Genomic DNA, 24,379 nt, shown 5'->3' on the forward strand with positions numbered 1-24,379 from the left:
AATAAAACCCAAGTTAGGGTCTTCGGACCCTAACTATTTATATCCAAAACATTCAAGTACCTAGCCAATAGAAACTAGGACTGTCGGAGAATATTGATGCTGTTATTGACCAACCATATTGGCTATGAGTCCACAGGCCCGAAGCAAGCTATCCTACAAACTAAGAAAGCTCGCCTATCAAGCACTACGGCTCTACTCGTCTGTGCTGACAACCATATGACTGTCGGAAATTTTGATGTGGTTAAACAAGGCCGCGTAGCAAATTGGCATCAAGGGCAATTCTTCACTATTGATTTCAGTTCAGTCACTGAATCTGGTCGCTACTACCTACGTTTTGACAACCTGCGTTCAGAAGTATTTGAGATTGGTAGCAACCTATTAATGAACCACACGTTTTCTGATGTGCTTCATTACTTTAAGTCACAACGCTGTGGCGGTATTTTCGACAAAAAAGATCGACAAGCACAAATTCTAGGTACCGACCGATACGTCGATGTCCACGGTGGATGGTATGACGCATCAGGTGATGTCAGTAAATATTTTAGCCACCTGTCTTATGGTAACTACCTAAACCCACAACAAATTCCGATGGTCGTTTGGAACATGCTAAAAAGCGTACGCTTGACTAGCCATAACCCAGACTTCCCGAAATTCTCCATGACTCGTCTAACGGAAGAGGCTCTGTTCGGTGCCGACTTCTTAGTGCGTATGCAAGACGCTGACGGATACTTCTATATGACGGTATTCGACAAATGGAGCAAAGATATCAACCAACGCGATATCTGCGCTTATGCGACTCAAGAAGGTCATAAATCAACGGACTTACAAGCGGGCTACCGACAAGGTGCAGGTGTTGCTATCGCAGCATTAGCCGCAGCTTCTGAGCTTGAAATCTCTGGCAGCTACTCGAGCCACACATACCTTGAAATGGCGGTTAAGGGTTACTGGCATCTAAAAGAGTACAACCTCCAGTATCTAAACGATGGTGAAGAGAACATCATCGATGAGTATTGCGCCCTACTCGCAGCCAATGAGCTGTATCGCGTAACACAAGACCAGCAATACCTATCAGAAGCAAGAACTTGGGCGACTCGTTTAATCTCTCGTCAGCAATCCGATGATTCATTTGAGCACTTCTGGTCGGCAAACTCTGATGGCTCTCGTCCATACTTTCACGCAGCTGAAGCCGGTCTTCCTGTGATTGCACTATGTGAATACATCGACAATGAAACCGATGCTGAATTAAAAGAACAGGCGCGCACAGTTGTTGAACAAGCTTGTCAGTTCGAAATCAACATCACCGACAAAGTCACCAACCCATTTGGCTATCCAAGACAATACGTTAAATCTGTCGATGGTGATAAACGTGATGCCTTCTTCGTCGCTCAACAGAACGAAACCGGTTACTGGTGGCAAGGCGAGAACGCACGCCTTGGCTCACTCGCAACCATGGCTTACCTAGTTCAACCGCACATTAAAGATAGCGAACTTCAAGAGCGCTTAATCCAGCTTTCACAAAATAGCCTTGATTGGATCTTAGGCCTCAACCCATACCACATGTGCATGCTCGATGGTCATGGCCATAACAACCCAGACTACCTACCTCAGCTTGGGTTCTTCAATGCGAAAGGCGGTATCTGTAATGGCATCACAGCTGGTTTTGAAGATGAACAAGACATTGCGTTCAATCCACTAGCACAAAAAGATGACATGCTTCAAAACTGGCGCTGGGGTGAGCAATGGATCCCTCATGGTGCGTGGTTCTTATTAGCAACCGCTGCACAGTTCAACTTCTTAGCTCAGCGTAAGGAGCAATAATAATGACTCTTTACTACGTCGGTATTGATGGTGGTGGTACTTCTTGTCGTGCTCGTATTCGTGACGCTCAAGGCAAACTGATTGGTGAAGCGAAAAGTGGCAGTGGCAACATCCTTTTGGGTGTTGATGTTGCGATGAGCTCAATTATTGATGCCATCACAAAAGCGGCACAACAAGGGCAACTCAACTCAGACCATTTTTCAAATATGCATGTTGGCCTAGCGCTGGCTGGCGCTGAGCAAAAATCAGCATGGTTCGACTTCATGGCTCAACCACACCCTTTCGCAAGCATGACACTAAATACCGACGCTTATGGCGCTTGCATTGGTGCTCACAATGGCCAAGACGGCGCAATCATGATCGGTGGTACGGGTTCTTGCGGTATCTTCCTAAAAGACGGTGAGCAATATGTGGTTGGCGGTCGTGAATTTCCGATTTCAGATCAAGGCGGCGGCGCAGTCATGGGCTTACGTTTGATTCAACAAGTCTTGCTTGCAGAAGACGGTATTCGCAACAAAACCCCGCTGACTCTACATGTGATGAATCACTTTAATAATGATGTGGATGCCATTGTCGAATGGTCAAAAGGTGCTATTCCAAAGGATTACGGTCAATTCTCACCAGTTATTTTTCAACTCGCTAACGAAGGTGACGAACTGGCTATCGATATGCTCAAGCAAACCGCGGCTGATATCGAAATGTTTGTCTTAGCACTGCATCGAAAAGGCGCTGACAAGGTGTGCTTAATGGGAAGTATCGCTGAGCGTATTCTCAACTGGCTATCACCACCAGTACAACAATGGATCGTTAAACCTCAATTCGACGCTATTGAAGGCGCATTGATGTTTGCCGGAAAACCACAACACAACTTGTATCAACAGGCTTAGCAGGGAAGTTATATGAATTATCGCATCGACTTAGCTGTTCTTTCTGAACAAAAAAATAACTGCCGATTTGGCCTTACGGTACATAACTTAAGTGACCTCGACGTAAAAGATTGGTCTCTGCACTTTGCATTTGATCGTTTCATCCTTCCAGAGAGTTTATCGCAAGGAGAGCTGACTCAAGTTGGCAGCTTTTGCTCATTCACACCAAGTTCGTCAGTGTTAAAGGCCAACAACCATTACTACCTTGAATTCAGTATTCAAAGCGCACCATTCCGCTTCTATTCTGATGGCCTTAACGATGCCTTTATCCAGTCACATAATGATGGAGAAACATCGGTACTGCCTGTCGCGATATCACCCATAGTACTGGCTTCGCCATACCGTGAACGCAATCAAATACCTGAAGTTAACGCTGCTGAGATTGCATTGATTCCTCAGCCTAATCAGATCGAATTTCAGCAAGGTAGTTTCGCGCTAAATAACGACTGCAGAATTGAGGTTCAATCTCATCTTGCTGATAAGGCAGTCTCTTGGTTCCAGCAAGAGTTGCTCTCGACCTTTGAGCTGTCTCTTTCGACCGCGCTTTCAGCTGAACTTTCAAAAGACGAAAGCGGCAACATTCTATTTCGCAGCAACCCGACGTTAGATGAAGCCGAATACAAACTGACCATCACTGCACAACAGATTATTGCTGAATCAGGCAGCCAGTCGGGCTTTACACACGCTGTGGCAAGCTTGATTCAACTAGTTCAACAACTGGACGCAGAGAACTTCTCTCTACCATGTTGCAAGATAGCCGACCAACCGCGCTTTAAGTACCGCGGCATGATGTTGGACTGCGCTCGTCACTTCCACTCAGTAGAGCAAGTGAAGCGTTTAATCAATCAACTGGCGCACTACAAGTTCAACGTATTTCATTGGCACCTAACTGACGATGAAGGTTGGAGAATTGAGATAAAGAGCCTGCCACAGCTAACAGAAATTGGCGCTTGGCGTGGCCCTGATCATGCACTAGAGCCGCAATATACCCACATTGCGGAAAACTACGGCGGCTTCTACACGCAACAACAAATTCGTGAAGTCATTGAATATGCAGAGCAACGCAGCATCACGGTGATCCCAGAGATCGATATTCCGGGACACTGCCGTGCCGCAATCAAATCACTGCCTGACATGTTGGTAGAGCAAGCTGACACTACTCAATACAAAAGCATTCAGCACTACAACGACAACGTCCTAAACCCAGGTTTACCAGGCACTTACCAATTTCTAGATGCAGTTATTGAAGAAGTCGCAGAGCTGTTCCCGAGCGAATTAATTCACATGGGTGCAGACGAAGTGCCACCGGGAGTGTGGAGCAACAGCCCTGCTGCTCAAGCGTTGATGAAAGAACACCAGTACCAAGACAGCAAAGACCTACAAGGTCACCTATTCCGCTATGCCGAAAACAAGCTTAAGCAACTCGGCAAACGCATGGTCGGCTGGGAAGAAGCACAGCACGGCGACAAAGTGAGTAAAGAGACCATCATCTACTCATGGCTCAGTGAAGAAGCGGCTGTCAATTGCGCTCGCCAAGGCTTTGATGTGGTGTTGCAACCTGCACAGTTTACCTATCTCGACATGACCCAAGATTATGCACCGGAAGAACCGGGCGTAGATTGGGCTGCCGTTATCCCATTAGAACAAGCTTATACCTACGAAGCACTTGCTGAGATATCCGACACCGACCCAATTCGTAAGCGGATCCGCGGAATTCAGTGTGCTCTATGGTGTGAGATCGTCACCAACCAAAAGCGTATGGATTACATGGTATTCCCAAGAATTAGCGCTTTAGCTGAAGGATGTTGGACACATAAAAACAACCGAAACTGGCTAGATTACCTATCTCGCCTAAAGGGGCATCTGCCATTACTCGACAAACTCAATGTTGATTATCGCAACCCTTGGAAAGCTCAATAAAACAAACCAAAGCGACACTCATATCGAGTGGTTGCTGACTCAAATTAAGGTGCTCAGTTAGATACGACTCAGCATCACTATTTAAAAATTAGCTGCATAGATGCAGTTTGTTAAAAAGGAAATGACAATGAAATACGGCTATTTCGATAACGACAATCGCGAATACGTCATCACTCGCCCTGATGTACCAGCACCTTGGACAAACTACCTAGGTACTGAAAAGTTTTGTACCGTGATTTCGCACAATGCGGGCGGTTACTCGTTCTACAATTCTCCGGAATACAACCGTGTTACTAAGTTCCGTCCAAACGGCACCTTTGACCGCCCAGGACACTATGTTTACCTGCGTGATGATGAGACGGGTGATTACTGGTCTATCTCTTGGCAACCAGTGGCAAAGAGCCTAGATGAAGCGAACTACGAAGTTCGTCACGGCCTGTCATACTCAAAATTCAAATGTGAATACAGCGGCATTACCGCAACCAAGACGCTATTCGTACCTAAGGGTGAAGATGCAGAAGTTTGGGACGTTGTATTAAAGAACAACACTGACAAGCCACGTACTATCAGCACTTTCTCGTTTGTTGAGTTCTCTTTCAGCCATATTCAATCAGACAATCAAAACCATCAGATGTCTTTGTACTCTGCGGGCACGTCTTACCAAGAAGGTGTTCTGGAATACGACCTGTACTACAACACTAACGACTTTGAAGGCTTCTACTACCTAGCTTCAACTTTCTCACCAGACAGCTACGATGGCCAACGTGATAACTTCCTTGGTATGTACCGTGATGAAGCAAATCCAATTGCGGTTGAAAACGGTAAGTGTTCTAACAGCGCTCAAACTTGTTACAACCACTGTGGTTCTCTGCACAAGCAATTTACGATTCAACCCGGTGAAGAAGTTCGCTTTGCGTATGTACTCGGTATCGGTAAAGGCAACGGTGAACGCCTACGTGAGAAGTACCAAGACACAGCAAACGTAGACGCCGCTTTCCAAGGCATCAAAGATCACTGGGACGAGCGTTGCAACAAATTCCAAGTTAAGTCGCCAAACGAAGGCTTAGACACAATGATCAACACGTGGACGCTATACCAAGCGGAAACCTGTGTGGTTTGGTCACGCTTTGCATCATTCATCGAAGTTGGCGGTCGTACTGGTCTTGGTTACCGTGATACGGCTCAAGATGCTATTTCAGTACCCCATGCCAACCCACAAATGACCAAGAAACGTATTATCGACCTGCTTCGCGGCCAAGTGAAAGCGGGCTACGGTCTACACTTGTTCGATCCTGACTGGTTCGATCCAGAGAAAGCCGACGTTGAGCCATCAAAATCACCAACAGTTGTTCCAACACCGTCAGATGACGACAAGATCCACGGCATTGACGATACCTGTTCTGATGACCACCTATGGATCGTTCCGACCATTATCAAATACGTAATGGAAACCGGTGAGCACGACTTCTTTGATGAAGTGATCCCATACGCAGACGGTGGCGACGCGACAGTTTACGAACACATGAAAGCGGCACTGAACTTCTCTGCTGAATACGTGGGTCAAACGGGTATTTGTAAAGGCCTTCGTGCTGACTGGAATGACTGTTTGAACCTAGGTGGCGGTGAATCATCAATGGTTTCATTCCTACACTTCTGGGCGCTACAAGAATTCCTAGATCTTGCTAAGTTCCGTAATAACGATGCTGACGTTGCGAAATACACTGAAATGGCTGCTAACGTTCGCGAAGCATGTGAAACGCATCTTTGGGATGACGAAGGTGGCTGGTACATCCGTGGTCTGACTAAAAATGGCGACAAGATCGGTACAGCACAACAAGCTGAAGGTCGTGTGCACCTTGAGTCAAACACGCTCGCGGTTCTATCTGGTGCGGTATCTCAAGAACGCGGTGAGAAAGCGATGGACGCAGTCGATGAGAACCTATTCTCTGAATACGGCCTACACCTAAACTCTCCATCATTTGCAACACCAAACGATGATATCGGCTTCGTAACTCGCGTTTACCAAGGCGTAAAAGAGAACGGCGCAATCTTCTCTCACCCTAACCCATGGGCCTGGGTGGCAGAAGCGAAGCTAGGCCGTGGTGACCGTGCGATGAAATTCTACGACGCACTAAACCCATACAACCAAAATGACATGATTGAAACACGCTACGCAGAACCATACTCGTACGTGCAGTTCATCATGGGTAAAGACCACCAAGACCACGGCCGTGCAAACCACCCATGGTTAACAGGCACCTCTGGTTGGGCTTACTTTGCGGTAACCAACTTCATTCTAGGTGTTCGTACTGGCTTCGAAGGATTAACGGTTGATCCTTGTATCCCAACGGATTGGCCAGAGTTCGAGGTTACTCGTCAATGGCGTGGCGCGACTTACAACATCACAGTGCAAAACCCGAATGCAGTAAGCAAAGGCGTTGCCTCTATCACTATCAATGGTGAGTCAGTTGAAGGCGCAATCCCAGTACAGGCAGAAGGCAGCGTGAACGATGTTGTCGTTGTTCTAGGCTAGTCACGCAATTTAACGAACAGCTCTTGTCTCAAGTCTTTACAGGCTTGAGACAATGAGACTAAAAGGATTTTCTAATGATTAAATTTGGTACAGGTGGCTGGCGCGCTTTCATTGGTGAGGAGTTCACTAGAGAAAACGTCCGTTTGGTAGCGCAAGCACTCGCTAACATCATCAACAACGAAGATGCAGCCAAGAATGGGTTTGTGATCGGCTATGACCGTCGTTTCCTTTCCGATAAAGCCGCATGTTGGTTTGCAGAAGTACTTGCGGCGAACAACATCAAAGTAAGCTTCATCGATAAGTTTGTTCCAACACCTATCGTGATGTTCCAAGCAAAAGAGATGGGATGCACCTACTCGGCGTGTATTACCGCCTCTCACAACCCAGCCGATTACAATGGCATCAAGGTATTCATTGAAGGTGGCCGTGATGCTGATGAGATCATCACAGAGAAGATCGAACAGCAAATCGCAACACTGACCAACGAAGATATTATTCGTGTCGATTTCGAGCAAGCGTTGAATGACAAAGAGATCGAAATCATCAACCCGATGAACGCCTTTGTTGATTCCATCATTAATGCCATCGATATTGAATCGATTAAGAAAGCGAATCTACGCGTGCTGATTGACCCAATGTTTGGCGTGGCAAAAAACGCGTTACAAACAGTGCTGATCAATGGTCGCTGTGATGTTGACGTCATCAACGATGGCAAAAACCCAGACTTCGGTGGCCTAATGCCTTCTCCTAGCGCAGCAACGCTCTATCGCTTGAAGCACTTAGTTGCAGCAGAAGGCTATGACATTGGTATTGGTACTGATGGCGATGCCGACCGTTTGGGAATCATCGATGAGAAAGGTCACTTCATTCACCCTAACGAAGTACTACTCCTACTTTACTACTACTTGCTGGAATACAAAGGTTGGAAGGGCTCTGTCGTTCGTAACATCGCAACCACACATCTACTGGATAAAGTCGCGGCGGATCATGGTGAGAAGAGCTTTGAGGTTCCTGTAGGCTTTAAGCACATCAGCTCACAAATGGAGGCCGATGACTCTCTGATTGGCGGCGAAAGTTCGGGGGGTTTAACCATTCGTGGTCATATCAAAGGTAAGGATGGCGTATTTGCTTCAAGCTTACTGGTTGAGATGATCAGTGTGACAGGCAAGAAGTTGTCTGAATTACTTGATGAGATTTACTCTAAATATGGCTATGCCTACACCGCAGAAGGCGATTGTAAGTTTAAACCTTCAGAGAAAGAAGCGCTTTACACTAAGATCTACGTCGAGAAGCAACTGCCTGAATTTGAATACGAAATTGAAAAAGTAAGCTATGAAGATGGTGCCAAGGTGTACTTCAAGAATGGCGGCTGGGTGATTGCTCGCTTCTCAGGAACAGAGCCGTTACTACGAATCTTCGCAGAAATGGAAGATAAAGACACTGCAGAACGTGTTCTTCAAAAAGTGAAAGACTTCCTCTCTCTATAGGCTTATAGAGCGCAGCAGTCTTGTATGGGACTTAACAAATCACTGCCTTGTTAACCCCTATAGATGAAGAGCTTTTGCCCAGTACTTTACATTAAAGTGCTGGGCTTTTTTATGGTTCATCGAGAATTAGCGGTACTATGAATTGTACCTAATTAGAAAGCCAATACGCCTTTGGTATCCACTTTTACGTTGACCGGCATACCAACTTCAAGCGCTTCTGACGAGGTTGCCAATAGCTTTTGACCGTGAGCTTCAATAACATAACGACAGTGATCGCCCATAAATTGCTGCTCTAGTACTGAAATAGCACTGTCTTGTTCGTAACTAGCTTGGATATGCTGTGGTCTTAAAAGAAGCTCACACGCACTGCCAAATTCAATCTCCGTTTGTGGTTTAGCTTCAACCACACCCAAGCTGGTTTCAAACTCCAGCTCTGAAATACGCTGTGCATTGAGGTAACTGCCGCCGCCCAAAAAGTCTGCAACAAACTTACTCGAAGGGTGGAAGTAAAGCTCCGACGCCGAACCATACTGTTCAATCACACCATGGTTCATTACTGCCATCTTATCTGCAAACGCGAACGCCTCTTCACGACTGTGAGTCACAAAAATAGCTGTCACACCCTGCTTTTTAAAGATCTTACGAATCTGAGAGATCAACTCATGGCGAACCTGAGTATCGATGTTTGAGAAAGGTTCATCCAATAACAATAAATCTGGCTTGTATGCTAAAGAACGAGCAATCGCTACGCGCTGCTGTTGACCACCAGAAAGTTGATGTGGGTATCGGTCACCGAATTCATCTAAATGAACCAGCTCCAACATCTCTTGGACTTTCTCTTTCTTTTGCTGATCAGAGAGATCTTTAAGGCCAAAACCGACATTCTGGTTTACCGTCAGGTGCGGAAACAGGGCGTAATCTTGGAAAATCATACCGATGTTTCGTTGCTCTGGTGGCAACCAATTATCACCATCATCAATGGTTTGACAGTTCAAGCTCATGATTCCGCTACTTAATGGAAGCAGGCCTGCAACCGCCTTAAGCAAAGTTGTTTTTCCGCAGCCACTGGCACCAAGAAGACAAACAATTTCACCATGCTCAACTTCTAACGAGAGCGATTCCAAGATGGTTTGCGACTCATATTTACAAGTCAGATCTTTAATTGATAATGCACAACTCATTAGTGTTTCTGCTCCAAAGAACGGTTAACGATGATCAGAGGAATTAAACCCACCAACACCAATAATACAGCAGGCATTGCCGCCAACTCTAGGTGCTCATCTGAGGCATAGTTATAAACATAGGTCGCCAAGGTTTCGAAGTTGAAAGGACGCAGCAGCAATGCCGCATTTAGTTCTTTCATTGATTCGATAAACACCAGTAAACCTGCGATCAACGCGCCGCGTTTAATCAAAGGCAAATGGACACGACGTAACATCTGGTTGGTATTACAACCCATGGTTTTAGAAGCCATATCCAATGAAGGAGATACTTTACTCAAGCTACTTTCGATACTGCCGATCGCCACTGCAGAAAAACGCACGACCATTGCAAAGATAAGCGCAAACATGGAACCAGAGAAGATCAAACCAGGTCGTCCCCACTCCATCACTTTAGCGATGTCATTGACCAAGTGATCCATAAACAAAACAGGTACCATCACGCCAATCGCTAACACGGTGCCTGGAACGGCATAGCCCATTGAAGCAATACGCATGTAAGCCTGATTTTTCTTACCTGGGCTAACACGCTGATTAAAATTCACAATCATCGCAATGATAACGCCAATAATCGCCGCGACTACTGACACATAAAGGCTGTTAACCGCATACTCTCTGAATTCAGGCGTCCAACTTTGCGCAAAGTATTTGTAGGCATAGATCATCAACTGGCCAAGAGGGAACAAGAATGCAACACACACTAATCCCCAGCACCAGAACAGTGCCAACCATTTTTTCCAACCGGACAAGTCGTAACGAAAATCTTCGCGGCTGCTGAACTGATTCTGGAATAGCTTCTGCTTACGGCGACTGTATCGCTCTGAGCTCAACAGTAGGATCACGATAACCAGCATGATTGCCGATATTTTCGCAGCTGCCGTTAAGCTTGAGTAGCCTAGCCAAGTATCATAAACCGCAGTCGTTAAAGTATTTACCGCAAAGTAACTCACGGTACCAAAGTCACCGATGGTCTCCATAGCAACAAGCGATAAACCGACCGCCATTGATGGACGAACAAGTGGTAAGGAGATACGACGGAAGCTTTCCCAAGGCGAGCATTTTAGCAAACGAGCAGATTGTAATAAGGAGACGTTTTGCTCCATAAATGCCGCGCGGCACAGCAAATAAACATAAGGATAGAGAACGAGAGACAGAACAATAATAGCGCCGGATAAGGTTCTAATATCTGGGAACCAATACTCACCGGGTCCCCACCCAGTAAGATCTCGCAGTAGAACCTGAACAGGGCCGGCAAAGTCGAACCAATCGGTAAAGATATAGCCAACAATATAGCCTGGCATTGCTAATGGCAGGACGAGTGCCCACTGCAAAACACGCTCTCCCGGAACACGGCACATTGCCATAACCCAAGCCGACGGAATACCAAAAACTAAAGACAGGAACATGGTTCCTATGACTAAAACCACCGTATTGTAGGCATAGGTAGGCATCACTGTGGACATCAGATGAGAAAATAGCTCATCTGTTTCTCCAACAGCCGTCGTAAAAATCGCTAAGATCGGTAAGACCAGTAATACAGCAATAATGCCGCTACTGGTGTTCCATAAATAATTCTTTTCTTTCATCGCCTAACTACAACGAGGCTTAATGAAACACAAATGCATTTGCAAATACATCTCATATCCTTTTAATGGTGGGGTTATTTATACCCATATACTCTAATGACTTCAAGGTGAGATGCTAATAACTCAAGGGATCAACGGGGTGCTTTGTATCAAAAAGTGATTTTCCAATAACAAACAACCCCAAGTAGCCAAAATGGCGACTTGAGGTTGTCATTTTACTTAGGCCGAAGCCTACCGTAATAAATTATAGATCGAACTTAACTTCGTCTAATAGCTTGATTGCAGCCGCGTGGTGGTTTGCAATTTCGTCTAGAGAAATAGTATCCGCTTTGAACTCGCCCCATGAAGCAACAAGCTCAGAAGGTTTAACGTCTGCTTTCACTGGGTATTCGTAGTTCACTTCTGCGTACATGCTTTGTGCTGTGTCACCAGATAGGAATTCCATCAGCTTAACGGCATTCTCTTCATTTGGAGAGTATTTAGCCATTGCCATACCAGAGATGTTTACGTGAGTACCTGTAGTCTCTTGGTTAGGGAAGTTAATGTAAACAGAGTCAGCCCAAGCTTTTTGCTCTTTATCATTAACCATCTTACCTAGGTAGTAGCTGTTACCAAGAGCAACATCACATAGACCTTCTTTAATCGCTTTAACTTGCGCGCGGTCGTTACCTTGAGGCTTACGTGCTAGGTTTGCTTTTACGCCTTCTAGCCATTCTTTCGTTTCAGCTTCACCTTTGTGAGCAATCATCGAAGATACTAGAGAAACATTGTATGGGTGCTTACCACTACGAGTACAGATTTTGCCTTTAAATTCAGGCTTAATTAGATCTTCGTAAGTGAACTCTTCACCTAGACGACCAACACGGTCACGTGAAGAATAAACGCTACGTGTACGAGTTGTTAGAGCGAACCACTCGTTATCTGTATCTTGGTATTGAGCTGGGATGTTCTTTTCAAGTACATCGCTCTCTACAGATTGAACTAGACCTTGTTTAGTTAATTCAGATAGACGGCTGATATCTACAGTTAAGACAACGTCAGCTGGGCTGTATTCACCCTCTTGAGCTAACTTCTCTGCTAAACCTTTTTTAGCAAACTTAACGTTTACTTTAATACCAGTCTCTTTTGTGAACTCTTTGAACATTGGCTCAACAAGGAAAGGTTGACGGTAAGAGTATACGTTTACTTCTTCCGCAGCCATTGCTGTCGGGGCAATTACACCACACGCTAGAGCTGAAAGTGTTAGCAGTTTCTTCATTGTAAAATCCTTTATATCGAAATGATAATGTCTATCAGTTGCGTTATTATATTCATCATTAACATAATTACAATGACGACCAACAAAAAATCCGTCTACTCAGACCATTCAAACTCTCACTTTTGTAACAAACCATTTCAACTTTGTGTCTTGTCGTTCCCCTTAAACAATGAGCCTAACTTCAACGTTCGTGTTTATATATTGTGCAACCGTAAATACAACAAAGCCCCGCAACAAGAGTTGCGGGGCTTTCTTTGTCCAACCTAACCCATTCAGATTAGGCGACGACTGTTGATTATTTTACTGATACAAACTCAGGGTAAGCGCCGACACCACAATCGTGCATGTCCATACCTTCAAGTTCTTCATCTTCCGTTACTCGGATACCGATTGTTGCTTTAAGCACCGCCCATACTGCTAGGCTAGCACCGAATACCCATGCAAAGATGACTGCTGCACCCATTAGCTGAGCACCAAACGTTGCATCAGCGTTGCTTAGTGGCACAGCCATTAGACCGAAGAAACCACATACACCGTGTACAGAGATAGCACCTACTGGATCATCAATCTTAGCTTTGTCTAGAGCGATGATGCTGAATACAACCAATGCACCAGATACCGAACCAATCGCTACAGCAAATAGAGGTGATGGTGATAGAGGGTCTGCAGTGATTGCTACTAGGCCAGCTAACGCGCCGTTAAGAATCATTGTTAGGTCTGCTTTACCCCAAGTGGTTTTACATACTAGTAGTGCTGCAATTGCGCCTGCTGCTGCTGCTGCGTTGGTGTTAAGGAAGATTTGACTTACTGCTGTTGCGTTCTCAAAATCCGAAACCATCAGTTGAGAACCGCCGTTGAAACCGAACCAACCGAACCAAAGGATAAATGTACCTAGCGTTGCAAGTGGCATGTTTGAACCAGGAATCGGGTAGATTTCACCGTTCTTACCGTATTTACCTTTACGAGCACCGAGTAGTAGAACACCAGCTAACGCTGCTGCTGCACCAGCCATGTGTACGATACCTGAACCTGCGAAGTCACTGAAACCCGCTTCTGATAGGAAACCACCGCCCCAAGTCCAATAACCTTCAACAGGGTAAATGAACGCTGTTAGTACTACAGAGAAGATTAGGAATGACCAAAGCTTCATACGCTCAGCAACCGCACCAGATACTACAGACATTGCTGTTGCAACGAATACTACCTGGAAGAAGAAGTCTGATTCTAGAGAGTGATCTGCGCCTTCACCTTGTGTACCAATTAGAGTACCAAATGATGGCAACCAACCGCCTTCACCGTTGTCGACATACATGATGTTGTAACCAACCACTAAGAAAGCTGTACAAGCAATTGCGTACAAACAGATGTTCTTAGTTAAAATTTCTGTGGTGTTCTTTGAACGAACTAGGCCAGCTTCTAACATCGCGAAGCCTGCTGCCATCCACATTACCAACGCACCTGAAATGAGGAAGAAAAAAGTGTCTAGTGCGTAACGTAGTTCCGTTACTGTTGTTGTAAGTTCCATATTAAAGTCTCCAGTCCTTGTAATTCTTTAAAGTGCTTCAGCATCCATTTCACCAGTACGAATTCGTACGGCTTGGCTTAGGTCATACACAAAAATTTTGCCGTCGCCGATTTTTCCGGTGTGTGCCGCTTGGCTAATCGCTTCAACAACTCGGTCAACATTCTCAGCTTGGGTAGCAATCTCTAGCTTCACCTTTGGTAGGAAATCCACTTGGTACTCTGCACCACGATACAATTCAGTGTGTCCCTTCTGACGACCAAAGCCTTTCACTTCAGAAACAGTCATACCTTCAATACCCACATCAGAGAGCGCTTCGCGTACATCGTCTAATTTGAATGGCTTAACAATGGCATTTATTAATTTCATATTCGTTCCTTAAATTCTTACTTAATCCGTTAATTCTCTTATTACAATCCAAGTAGCGTGCCAAAAAGTTAAGTGCTTGATTTTAAATAAGATGAAGATAATAAGGTCGTAATAACGAAAAAGGCCGCACCAACATGGTGCAGCCTTTTCACTATCTTAATGCGCGATGCTCTTATTGCTCCAGTTTTGGGCAACGGAGCCTTCAAAGCTCTGAATGACTAACAAATAGGTCTTAGGACTAGTAACCTAAAAAATCCATCCAGCGTTCGATGAGCAGTTCGAAATCGTCGATTCCACAGCTTGCTTGGCTTTCACAGTTATAGAAGTCGAACTCACTGCCCTCTTCCATCTCTTGCTCATGCGCTAACACGTTTTCTTGAATCGTTACTTCGTCTTCATTAATCGCAAGGCTAATCTCTTTGCCAAGCAACGTCACTTCATTGCTCAAGTCCTGTCGAGATTGCTCAATCAACGCCATCACATGATCTAATTTTTGCTTATCTTTACCGATCTCTTCTTGAAGCCAACGGCCAACAATCTCATGGCCCATGCTGCATTTCACATAGTATTCACCCATTAGAGTGTTTCTAGTAAATTCAAACTCCATAACTCAACCTATACTGCATTAATACTCAAGCGATACTATTTCTGAGTATACCATTGTCTTGTCAGAAACGAGCGTATTGACGAATTTATCGTTACGATCCAACCTACACAGTCAATGAAGAGGAGGGCTCTATGCAGTTGAACGAAATGATTGCCAAACAAATTGTCGAACGAACCATGAAGATCATCCCACACTCGATTAATGTGATGGATAATAAAGGTCGCATTATTGGATCCAGTGATCCTACTCGCTTATACCAAAAACATGAAGGAGCGGTACTTGCCATCACCGAATCACGAGTCGTTAATATTGACGAAGCCACTGCCGAACACCTAAAAGGGGTTAAGCCTGGAGTTAATTTACCGATTCTATTTCAGGATAATGTCATTGGGGCGATTGGGGTTTCTGGGACACTGCAGCAAGTTCATCATTTTGGTGAGCTGGTGAAGATGACCGCTGAGCTTATTGTTGAACAAGCTGTACTTATGTCTCAAGTAGAATGGAATAAGAGGCATCGTGAAGAATTGGTATTGCAATTAATCCGAGGTAGCACGCTTAATGACATGCAACTGCAATCCATCGCACAGCGTCTGGATCTCGACCTTGCACAACCGCGGATTGCCGCCATCGTCAAGGTGTTACCGATAGGAGACACTGCGCCTTCATTGGAAAACTTACAGCAATTAGTACATTTACTTGAATATCCCGAGCGCGATAATTTAGTCGGTATCTTGTCTGTTTCACAAAACGAAGTGGTGGTACTCAAGCCTATAACCCTGATAGGGAACAGCTGGTCCAAGGATGCAGAAACCAAGCGCGTGAAATTGCTACTCAAAAGAATAAAGAAAGAAGCTAAGTTTCAAATCAAGATTGCGCTTGGGGATTACTTTACCGGACTTTCTGGTTTAGCACGCTCATATGATACCGCTGAGCTCACTATGCGCAGTGTCGGTAACCGCCCCGGAGACATGTTTTTCTATCAAGACTATCGACTGCCGGCCATTATGAGTAGCCTGTTACAAGATCCATGGATTCGTGAGCAACTGGAGCAGTCTTACCTACATCTTCAACAACAGGACAGTAAAGGGATACTGATCAAAACTTTGAAGACATATTTAAAGCAGAACTGTGATTCAGCTCTCACCTGTAACGAACTACATATCCATCGCAATACGCTACGCTATCGAACAGACAAGATAAACCAAATAACATCATTAAATATCAACAATATAGACGATCTATTTCAACTCTACATTGCAATAAATCTATTCCACTGGTCGAGCTAAAAAATGTGCAACTGCACAATTTAAAAGGACCGATTTGAGCACTTATTTGTAGAGAATGACAAAGACTTACCAACCCTATATCTTTATATTTGCCGAAAATGACACATCGTTATCTGGGAAATAGAACATGATTGAAGTTTCAACTCTTGGCGCACTTTCAGCATTGATTGTTGCTATCGCGCTCATTCTTAAAAAAGTGCCACCCACCTACGGCATGATCATCGGTGCTTTGGTTGGCGGCGTGGTTGGCGGCGTTTCTCTCACCGAAACCGTTGAGTTAATGATAGGTGGTGCCCAAGGGATCGTCACTTCAGTGATGCGAATTCTCGCCGCTGGTGTGTTGGCCGGCGTACTAATTGAATCAGGGGCGGCTACCTCGATTGCAGAATCCATCATCAAAAAAGTAGGCGAAACTCGCGCCTTACTTGCTCTTGCCATTGCGACCATGATTTTAACCGCTGTTGGCGTTTTCGTTGATGTGGCCGTTATCACGGTTTCTCCTATTGCACTGGCTATTGCTCGCCGCGCAGACCTTTCTAAAACCGCGATCCTTTTGGCGATGGTGGGCGGCGGTAAAGCAGGTAATGTCATGTCGCCTAACCCAAATGCCATTGCGGCGGCTGATGCGTTCAATGTTCCGTTAACCTCTGTGATGGCTGCAGGCGTGATTCCGGGTCTATTTGGGCTGCTTTTCGCCTACTTCTTGGCAAAGCGCCTCGTCAATAAAGGTTCAAAAGTAGCGGAAAGTGAAGTGGTCAAAGCGGATCAAAGTTCACTGCCAAGCTTTTCTTCTTCAATCGTTGCACCGTTAGTGGCTATTGCCCTACTCGCGCTGCGACCACTCGCTGATATCAATGTTGATCCTCTAATTGCATTACCCTTGGGTGGATTGCTGGGTGCACTGGCTATGGGTCGCTTCAAACAAGCCAATAGCTTTGCGGTTTCAGGCTTGTCACGTATGGCACCGGTTGCTGTAATGCTACTGGGCACAGGAACCATTGCAGGCATCATTGCTAACTCAGGACTAAAAGCTGATCTGATTGAAGTGCTGACGATGTCTGGGCTGCCTTCTTACTTACTTGCTCCGTTTTCTGGCGCACTGATGGCACTATCAACCGCATCGACAACTGCCGGAACAGTAGTGGCATCGAATGTATTTGCCAGCACCATTCTTGAGCTAGGTGTTCCAGCTCTCGCAGGCGCAGCAATGATCCACTCTGGTGCGACAGTACTTGACCATATGCCACATGGTAGCTTCTTCCATGCCACGGGTGGTGCGGTACATATGAGTATTCATGAACGTCTAAAACTCATCCCTTATGAGTCAGCGGTCGGTCTTGTTATCGCCTTCGTCTCAGTAATGATCTTCGGTGTATTTGGTCTGTTTGTTTAAGTTTAAAGGTATCAAAATGAAAATTGTAATTGCTCCTGACTCATATAAAGAAAGCCTATCAGCAATGGGCGTTGCTCAAGCGATTGAAGATGGCTTTAAACAGCTAATACCAAACGCCGAATACGTAAAATTACCAATGGCTGATGGTGGTGAAGGCACAGTACAATCTCTGGTGGATGCGACCAATGGCTCTATCATCCAACATCCAGTGATTGGTCCATTAGGTGAAATTGTCGAAGGCTTCTACGGTATGTTCGGTGACGGTAAAACTGCCATTATTGAAATGGCGGCCGCTTCCGGCCTAGATTTAGTCTCTCCAGAACAACGTAATCCACTAAAAACCACTACCTATGGTACGGGTGAGTTGATCAAAGCCGTATTAGATAAAGGTGTTGAGCATATTATTATTGGCATTGGTGGTAGTGCGACCAATGATGGTGGCTTAGGAATGGCTCAAGCGCTAGGCATTCGTATGCTAGATGCAGAGGGTCACGAGCTGGTGTTTGGTGGTGGTGAACTGTCAAAACTGACAACCATTGATCTCACCAACCTCGACCCACGCCTACAAAACGTACGCTTAGAGGTCGCTTGTGATGTCGATAATCCATTATGCGGACCAAAAGGGGCATCACAGGTATTCGGTCCGCAAAAAGGCGCAACACCAGAAATGGTTGAGCTGTTAGATGCTAACCTTGCTCATTATGCCAGTATCATGAAAAACCAGTTAGGCGTCGATGTCATTGATCTCCCTGGTGCTGGCGCGGCAGGCGGTCTAGGCGCGGCACTTGTTGGCCTGTTAAATGCGGAGCTTCGCCCTGGTATTAACATCGTAATGGACGCCGTCAATTTAGATGAAATAGTCTCAGATGCTGATCTTGTGATTACAGGAGAGGGGCGCATTGATAGCCAAACCATTCATGGCAAAACACCGATTGGTGTCGCTCGCACAGCCAAAAAACATAAACTGCCTGTCATCGGTATTGCCGGCTGTCTAGCCAGTGATTGTGGTGTGGTTCATGAGCATGGTATCGACGCGGTATTTGCGGTAGTGAACCGTTCAGTAGACTTGCCGACAGCTTTGGCTGAAGCGGCTGAAAATATTGAACTTACTGCTCGCAATGTTGCAGCAATGTATACGATTAAGCACTAATCGAGCTCTCTGTAAGCTAAAAGCAATTTTCGCTGTATGCTAAAAGCAATTAAGGCCACTATTCACAGCGGCCTTAATTATATTTACAACAAAATCAGACGTTACGCAGGCTCTTGGAAGATAACCGTGTCTGCTTTTTCCGTGTACTGACCCATTTTATGGAAGTTCAGGTAACGGTATGTATCAGCAGCGGTTGCATTAATCTTCTCAGCGTACTCTAAGTACTCTTCTTTCGTTGGGATGCGACCTAGAATCGCGCCAACAGCAGAAAGCTCAGCAGAAGCCAGATAAACGTTCGCGCCATTACCTAAGCGGTTCGGGAAGTTACGCGTTGACGTCGACATAACCGTCGAAGCATCAGCAACACGAGCTTGGTTACCCATACATAGTGAACAGCCAGGAGTTTCGATACGTACCCCAGCACGACCGAAGATGCCGTAGTAGCCTTCTTCTGTCAGTTGGTCTTTATCCATCTTCGTTGGCGGAGCCACCCATAGGCGAGTATTTAGCGAGCCGTTAAACTCTTCTAGCATCTTACCAGCGGCACGGAAGTGGCCGATGTTGGTCATACAAGAACCGATGAACACTTCTTGAATCTCTGTGCCTTGAACGTCAGATAGAAGACGAGCATCATCTGGATCGTTTGGTGCACATAGGATTGGTTGATCGATATCAGCAAGGTCAATCTCGATAACGTGCGCGTATTCCGCATCTGAATCAGCAGACAGCAACTCAGGGTTAGCTAGCCACTCTTCCATTGCTGTAATACGACGCTCAATCGTACGAACATCACCGTAACCTTCAGCGATCATCCACTTCAGCATCACGATGTTCGAGTTCAAGTACTCAGAGATAGACTCTTCAGAAAGCTTAACGGTACAACCTGCAGCAGAACGCTCAGCAGATGCATCAGAAAGCTCAAATGCTTGCTCAACAGATAAGTGCTCAACACCTTCAATTTCTAGTACACGACCAGAGAATTCGTTGATCTTACCTGCTTTCTCTACCGTTAGTAGGCCTTGCTTGATGCCGTAAAGAGGAATGGCATGTACTAGGTCACGTAGCGTGATACCCGGTTGCATTTCACCTTTAAAGCGAACCAAGATAGATTCAGGCATATCAAGAGGCATAACGCCTGTTGCTGCAGCAAATGCTACCAAGCCAGAACCCGCAGGGAATGAAATACCTAGAGGGAAACGAGTATGCGAGTCACCACCTGTACCTACAGTATCAGGAAGAAGCATACGGTTTAGCCATGAGTGGATAACGCCATCACCCGGACGAAGTGAAACACCCGCACGATTCATGATGAAATCAGGTAGCGTATGGTGAGTGTTTACATCGACTGGTTTAGGGTATGCCGATGTGTGACAGAAAGACTGCATTACAAGGTCTGCAGAGAAACCAAGACACGCCAGATCTTTAAGCTCATCACGAGTCATAGGACCGGTCGTATCTTGAGAACCCACTGTCGTCATTTTAGGTTCACAGTACTGACCAGCACGAACACCTTCAACGCCACATGCTTTACCAACCATCTTCTGAGCTAGCGTGTAGCCTTTATCAGATGCAGATGGATCGATTGGTTTAGCAAACAGATCCGTTTCAGCTAGACCTAGAGCGTCACGAGCACGACCCGTTAGACCACGACCGATGATCAGTGGAATACGGCCACCAGCACGCACTTCATCAAGAAGTACTTTGCTTAGCTCAAAGTTTGAGATCACAGAACCGTTCTTGTGAACAACACCTTCGTACGGGTAGATATCAATGATATCGCCCATGTTCATGTCTTGTACGTTCAGTTCAATGGGTAGTGCGCCTGAATCTTCCATTGTGTTGTAGAAGATTGGTGCAATTTTACCACCAAGACAAACACCGCCAGTACGCTTGTTTGGTACGAATGGGATATCTTCACCCATGAACCAAAGTACTGAGTTTGTTGCCGATTTACGTGAAGAACCTGTACCAACAACATCACCAACGTAAGCCAGTGGAATGCCATCTTTTTGCATTTCTTCAATTTGTTTGATTGGACCAACGCTACCCTGTTCATCAGGAGTAATGCCATCACGTTCCATCTTCAGCATCGCTTTCGCGTGTACTGGGATGTCAGGACGTGACCATGCATCAGGCGCTGGAGATAGGTCATCGGTGTTCGTTTCACCAGTGACTTTAAATACTTTTACTGTGATTTTTTCTGCTACTTTATCTTTCGCTGTAAACCATTCAGCATCAGCCCAAGATTGAAGTACTTGTTGTGCAGCAGCATTGCCAGCTTTCGCTTTCTCTTCTACGTCATAGAACGCATCGAACATCAGTAGAGTATGAGATAGCGCTTTAACAGCGATTGGAGCAAGCTCAGCATCGTCTAGTAGAGATACTAGAGATTCGATGTTGTAACCGCCTTGCATGGTACCAAGCAGTTCTGCAGCTTTTGCTTTGCTTACTAGTGGCGAAGCTACTTCACCTTTAGTGATAGCCGTAAGGAAGCCAGCTTTTACGTAAGCAGCTTCATCTACACCCGGTGGAATGCGATTTTCTAGTAGGTCAAGAATGATTTCTTCTTCACCTTGAGGTGGATTCTTCAGAAGTTCAACTAGGCCAGCTACCTGCTCAGCATCTAGTGGTTTTGGAACAACTCCTTCGGCAGCACGTTCTTCGACGTGTTTACGGTAGGCTTCAAGCACGACTTTTTTCCTCTCATTGCGGTTCACTTCTTACCTTCATAATTGTTAGTAAAATAAAGAAGTGAACATCCTTGGAAACTTGGCTCTCCATTGCCATTTTTGTCATTCAATTTGTATTGATGAGCGGCGTCATAGAGGCCAAACTGTGGGCGATAGAATAGCAAATTTAACGTTAAATTAAAATCTTATCATTTTGACCAACATAGCAAGTTAAGACGAAAGTCCCACTATTTTTGCCTAATTACGCAGTTAAACGGCTACTCTACGCATGATTATTTGTAGGAAGTACCGACAATCAAATAGACCGAATCATAGTTATCTTCAGTTCGGCCATAAGCCAAAATGATCGGTCCTATTGGCGAATCAACACCAGCAAAAACAGAACCTGCGGTGTACATTGGTGCTTCATCAATGGTTAAATCATTGTTCGACCAAACACCACCATGTTCTATGGATGCACCTACGTAGAACGGTGATTTAAAGAGGCCGAAGTCATTTTCAAACCACTTATAACGATAGATAAGGCTGGTGTAGGCCAAGTTCTGACCTATCATACTATTCCTTGGAATACCTGACAGGTTTAAGAAGCCACCAAGCTCTTTGGGGTCGATTGGAAAAACAGAGTTTTTACTTTCTACAATTCCGTAATCCAGCTTTGCGACTAAAGTATGCTTCTCAATACTCTTTGCTGCCATGAAATTAGCCGAAAACTCATAAACCGTATCACTCTCAGACGTTAAATCCGATTCACCAAGAGAGCTGTCATTATCAAAATCATCATGAGAAACGAGGTACTCTAAATCGACAAAGTAACCCTTGGTCGGTAAGCTGAAATTATCCAAAGTATCCAGTCGGTAACCCATGAAGCCACCAATACGCTTGTAGCCACCACTGCCCAATGAAGGTAACGAAGAAACCTCAACATCCCCATCTGTATAACGAACACCAAATGTCAGCTCCTGCCACAAGGTTGGTTGATAGCCTAATGCCAATTCACCGACATATTCACTATACGTCATAGGGAGATAATCTTTCGTTACGTCCAGTGTCGGTTCTTCAATATCATCAATATCTGCGGGTAGGTTTCTGTTCTCTTTGCTGTAAACAACCGATGCAGAAGTGAACAGTTTTTGACTCGAAAAGAAGGGCGAGTAAAGTTCCGCTTCAATTCGTTTGTCAGTACCCATCTCGACGTTAGTTCTTAGCTCTGCACCATGCTTATTAATATCGGTAAAGTTGGCTGAGACACCGATCGAGTACTGACTGGTAGTAGAGAAATCATCTTCAAGAAAGAATCGAAAGTTGAGGTAGTTTGGGCCCCAAGACTTTTCGTTCACATCGACTTGAAGTTGATCTTCACCGTCAACGTTGTCAAATTCATAAGTGACCAACTCAAATCTATCCAGTGCATAGAGATCTTTCACTTTAGATTCGATTTCACTGGTTTTCAAAACCTCACCAGAATCGAGATTTAAGCGGTTTTCGATCAACTTATCTGAATAGTGGGTGTTGTTGTTGATGACAACCCTATCGACGACAGTCTTATCGCCATGTTTCAGCTGTCTGCGTGCTTTTTGTTTGTCCTCGATATAATGCTGATAATCGGCATTTGAGAGCGATAGCTTAGAAAGTTCATCAGTATGCTGCTTAGCGGCTTCATAGCCCGCGAGGAAAGCCGATGGCATTTTATCAAAGTCAGTCGTCTCCATTTGCCCAACATCAGGACGTAGGAAAACATCATCATCCGTCAGTGTTTCAGCTTGCTCTTGAGTGCTGCGTTGGACCAGATAATTAGAGAGTTGGTCAGCTGCCGCTAGAAAATTCGTGAAGTCTTCTTTGCCTTTGTAATTGGTACTGATATCCACCGCAATGACAATGTCCGCGCCCATCGCTCTGGCAACGTCGACTGGCATATTATTGGTGACACCACCATCAACCAGCATTCGGCCATCTAATTCATAAGGGGGAAGCGCGCCGGGAACTGACATACTGGCCATCATCGCATCAACAAGGTGACCATGGTCGATGACCACTTCTTCAAGCTCAATAATGTCGGTTGCGACTGAACGGTAGGGAATAGCAAGATGGTCAAAAGAGTCGAGTGGAGATAGGTTACCTGTGGTCTCACGCAGAATACGCAACATATTCTGACCTTGAACCACACCTTTCCTAGCTTTGATTTCGCCCCAACCTAAACCGAGATCGGTGTTCAGTTGGTAACGGTCTTCATATTCTTTGTCACGCACTCGGCGATCACTACGGTTAACGCGATCACGATAGCCGCGATTCCAATCAACCGTATAAATAAAACTTTCAATCTCATCAGCACTCATCCCTGTCGCATAAAGCCCACCAACGTAAGAACCCATGCTGGTACCAGTAATGTAATCGACCGGAATTTGCATCTCTTCTAGCGCTTTAAGTACACCAATGTGAGCCGCTCCTTTGGCTCCTCCACCAGCAAGCACAACAGCAACGGTTGGTCTTTTATGAGCTTGTCCAGCTTGCTGAGATTGTTCGACCGGTGTCACAGTAGATGCAAACAGCTGAAAACTGATCACAGTACCGACAACACCTAAGCCACTCACTAACCAACGAGAAATCATTATTTTAA

The 24,379-nt window shown here is 45.3% G+C and carries 16 protein-coding genes; 8 read left to right on the top strand and 8 right to left on the bottom strand.

Annotated features, from left to right (window positions below; translation table 11 throughout):
- The first annotated feature begins 96 nt into the window (after nucleotides 1-96).
- The 5 genes from ACED41_RS01330 (at nucleotide 97) to ACED41_RS01350 (ending at nucleotide 8,684) form a co-directional block, all read left to right on the top strand.
- Entirely contained in the window at nucleotides 97-1,818 is a 1,722-nt protein-coding gene (locus ACED41_RS01330; protein WP_371724356.1) for a glycoside hydrolase family 9 protein, read from the top strand.
- A 2-nt stretch (nucleotides 1,819-1,820) separates the two neighbouring features.
- On the top strand, nucleotides 1,821-2,705 hold the full coding sequence (locus ACED41_RS01335; protein ID WP_017066804.1) for an N-acetylglucosamine kinase: 885 nt from the start codon (nucleotides 1,821-1,823) through the stop codon (nucleotides 2,703-2,705).
- A gap of 12 nt (nucleotides 2,706-2,717) precedes the next feature.
- Nucleotides 2,718-4,664 (top strand): beta-N-acetylhexosaminidase, encoded by a 1,947-nt coding sequence (locus ACED41_RS01340; RefSeq protein ID WP_371724357.1) that lies wholly within the window; start codon nucleotides 2,718-2,720, stop codon nucleotides 4,662-4,664.
- A gap of 127 nt (nucleotides 4,665-4,791) precedes the next feature.
- Entirely contained in the window at nucleotides 4,792-7,197 is a 2,406-nt protein-coding gene (locus ACED41_RS01345) for a GH36-type glycosyl hydrolase domain-containing protein (RefSeq protein ID WP_102319895.1), read from the top strand.
- A gap of 74 nt (nucleotides 7,198-7,271) precedes the next feature.
- Complete coding sequence (locus tag ACED41_RS01350; RefSeq protein ID WP_371724358.1) at nucleotides 7,272-8,684, top strand: phosphoglucomutase/phosphomannomutase family protein; 1,413 nt, start codon at nucleotides 7,272-7,274, stop codon at nucleotides 8,682-8,684.
- Between the two features lie 152 nt (nucleotides 8,685-8,836).
- Here ACED41_RS01350 and ACED41_RS01355 read toward each other — a convergent pair whose 3' ends face one another.
- The 6 genes from ACED41_RS01355 to ACED41_RS01380 all read right to left on the bottom strand — a co-directional run bounded on the left by ACED41_RS01355 (nucleotide 8,837) and on the right by ACED41_RS01380 (nucleotide 15,246).
- Nucleotides 8,837-9,865 carry an ABC transporter ATP-binding protein gene (locus tag ACED41_RS01355; protein WP_004734523.1) on the bottom strand — a complete coding sequence of 343 codons (1,029 nt, stop codon included), beginning with the start codon at nucleotides 9,863-9,865 and terminating at the stop codon, nucleotides 8,837-8,839.
- Nucleotides 9,865-11,490, bottom strand: a complete 1,626-nt coding sequence (locus ACED41_RS01360) for an iron ABC transporter permease (protein ID WP_136981631.1) — start codon at nucleotides 11,488-11,490, stop codon at nucleotides 9,865-9,867. The genes ACED41_RS01355 and ACED41_RS01360 overlap by 1 nt, the downstream gene beginning before the upstream one ends.
- Nucleotides 11,491-11,734: 244 nt before the next feature.
- A complete protein-coding gene (locus ACED41_RS01365; RefSeq protein WP_371724359.1) occupies nucleotides 11,735-12,748 on the bottom strand; it encodes a Fe(3+) ABC transporter substrate-binding protein in 1,014 nt (337 codons plus the stop codon).
- A gap of 295 nt (nucleotides 12,749-13,043) precedes the next feature.
- On the bottom strand, nucleotides 13,044-14,273 hold the full coding sequence (locus ACED41_RS01370) for an ammonium transporter (RefSeq protein ID WP_371724360.1): 1,230 nt from the start codon (nucleotides 14,271-14,273) through the stop codon (nucleotides 13,044-13,046).
- Between the two features lie 27 nt (nucleotides 14,274-14,300).
- Nucleotides 14,301-14,639 carry a P-II family nitrogen regulator gene (gene glnK / locus ACED41_RS01375; RefSeq protein ID WP_004738200.1) on the bottom strand — a complete coding sequence of 113 codons (339 nt, stop codon included), beginning with the start codon at nucleotides 14,637-14,639 and terminating at the stop codon, nucleotides 14,301-14,303.
- 238 nt (nucleotides 14,640-14,877) lie between these two features.
- A complete protein-coding gene (locus tag ACED41_RS01380; RefSeq protein WP_019824378.1) occupies nucleotides 14,878-15,246 on the bottom strand; it encodes a YacL family protein in 369 nt (122 codons plus the stop codon).
- A 131-nt stretch (nucleotides 15,247-15,377) separates the two neighbouring features.
- Here ACED41_RS01380 and ACED41_RS01385 point away from each other — a divergent pair, with 131 nt between their 5' ends.
- The 3 genes from ACED41_RS01385 (at nucleotide 15,378) to ACED41_RS01395 (ending at nucleotide 19,075) form a co-directional block, all read left to right on the top strand.
- Entirely contained in the window at nucleotides 15,378-16,532 is a 1,155-nt protein-coding gene (locus tag ACED41_RS01385) for a sugar diacid recognition domain-containing protein (protein WP_371724361.1), read from the top strand.
- A 127-nt stretch (nucleotides 16,533-16,659) separates the two neighbouring features.
- Nucleotides 16,660-17,925 carry a GntP family permease gene (locus ACED41_RS01390; protein WP_017059423.1) on the top strand — a complete coding sequence of 422 codons (1,266 nt, stop codon included), beginning with the start codon at nucleotides 16,660-16,662 and terminating at the stop codon, nucleotides 17,923-17,925.
- Between the two features lie 16 nt (nucleotides 17,926-17,941).
- Nucleotides 17,942-19,075: a glycerate kinase gene (locus tag ACED41_RS01395; protein WP_017059424.1), complete on the top strand. Its 1,134-nt coding sequence runs from the start codon at nucleotides 17,942-17,944 to the stop codon at nucleotides 19,073-19,075.
- Between the two features lie 101 nt (nucleotides 19,076-19,176).
- Here ACED41_RS01395 and acnB read toward each other — a convergent pair whose 3' ends face one another.
- Both acnB and ACED41_RS01405 read right to left on the bottom strand, forming a co-directional pair.
- Nucleotides 19,177-21,765 carry a bifunctional aconitate hydratase 2/2-methylisocitrate dehydratase gene (gene acnB, locus ACED41_RS01400; protein ID WP_017059425.1) on the bottom strand — a complete coding sequence of 863 codons (2,589 nt, stop codon included), beginning with the start codon at nucleotides 21,763-21,765 and terminating at the stop codon, nucleotides 19,177-19,179.
- Between the two features lie 272 nt (nucleotides 21,766-22,037).
- Nucleotides 22,038-24,371, bottom strand: a complete 2,334-nt coding sequence (locus ACED41_RS01405; RefSeq protein ID WP_371724362.1) for a patatin-like phospholipase family protein — start codon at nucleotides 24,369-24,371, stop codon at nucleotides 22,038-22,040.
- Nucleotides 24,372-24,379: the final 8 nt, after the last annotated feature.

The sequence above is a fragment of the Vibrio sp. 1F255 genome, assembly GCF_041439145.1.
GTDB classification, from domain to species: domain Bacteria; phylum Pseudomonadota; class Gammaproteobacteria; order Enterobacterales; family Vibrionaceae; genus Vibrio; species Vibrio crassostreae_C.

What these genes read in the sequence shown, in the direction of transcription:
- ACED41_RS01330 (WP_371724356.1), top strand. Translation starts at nt 97, where the DNA reads ATGCTGTTATTGACCAACCATATTGGCTATGAGTCCACAGGCCCGAAG.
- ACED41_RS01335 (WP_017066804.1), top strand. Translation starts at nt 1,821, where the DNA reads ATGACTCTTTACTACGTCGGTATTGATGGTGGTGGTACTTCTTGTCGT.
- ACED41_RS01340 (WP_371724357.1), top strand. Translation starts at nt 2,718, where the DNA reads ATGAATTATCGCATCGACTTAGCTGTTCTTTCTGAACAAAAAAATAAC.
- ACED41_RS01345 (WP_102319895.1), top strand. Translation starts at nt 4,792, where the DNA reads ATGAAATACGGCTATTTCGATAACGACAATCGCGAATACGTCATCACT.
- ACED41_RS01350 (WP_371724358.1), top strand. Translation starts at nt 7,272, where the DNA reads ATGATTAAATTTGGTACAGGTGGCTGGCGCGCTTTCATTGGTGAGGAG.
- ACED41_RS01355 (WP_004734523.1), bottom strand. Translation starts at nt 9,865, where the DNA reads ATGAGTTGTGCATTATCAATTAAAGATCTGACTTGTAAATATGAGTCG.
- ACED41_RS01360 (WP_136981631.1), bottom strand. Translation starts at nt 11,490, where the DNA reads ATGAAAGAAAAGAATTATTTATGGAACACCAGTAGCGGCATTATTGCT.
- ACED41_RS01365 (WP_371724359.1), bottom strand. Translation starts at nt 12,748, where the DNA reads ATGAAGAAACTGCTAACACTTTCAGCTCTAGCGTGTGGTGTAATTGCC.
- ACED41_RS01370 (WP_371724360.1), bottom strand. Translation starts at nt 14,273, where the DNA reads ATGGAACTTACAACAACAGTAACGGAACTACGTTACGCACTAGACACT.
- glnK (WP_004738200.1), bottom strand. Translation starts at nt 14,639, where the DNA reads ATGAAATTAATAAATGCCATTGTTAAGCCATTCAAATTAGACGATGTA.
- ACED41_RS01380 (WP_019824378.1), bottom strand. Translation starts at nt 15,246, where the DNA reads ATGGAGTTTGAATTTACTAGAAACACTCTAATGGGTGAATACTATGTG.
- ACED41_RS01385 (WP_371724361.1), top strand. Translation starts at nt 15,378, where the DNA reads ATGCAGTTGAACGAAATGATTGCCAAACAAATTGTCGAACGAACCATG.
- ACED41_RS01390 (WP_017059423.1), top strand. Translation starts at nt 16,660, where the DNA reads ATGATTGAAGTTTCAACTCTTGGCGCACTTTCAGCATTGATTGTTGCT.
- ACED41_RS01395 (WP_017059424.1), top strand. Translation starts at nt 17,942, where the DNA reads ATGAAAATTGTAATTGCTCCTGACTCATATAAAGAAAGCCTATCAGCA.
- ACED41_RS01405 (WP_371724362.1), bottom strand. Translation starts at nt 24,371, where the DNA reads ATGATTTCTCGTTGGTTAGTGAGTGGCTTAGGTGTTGTCGGTACTGTG.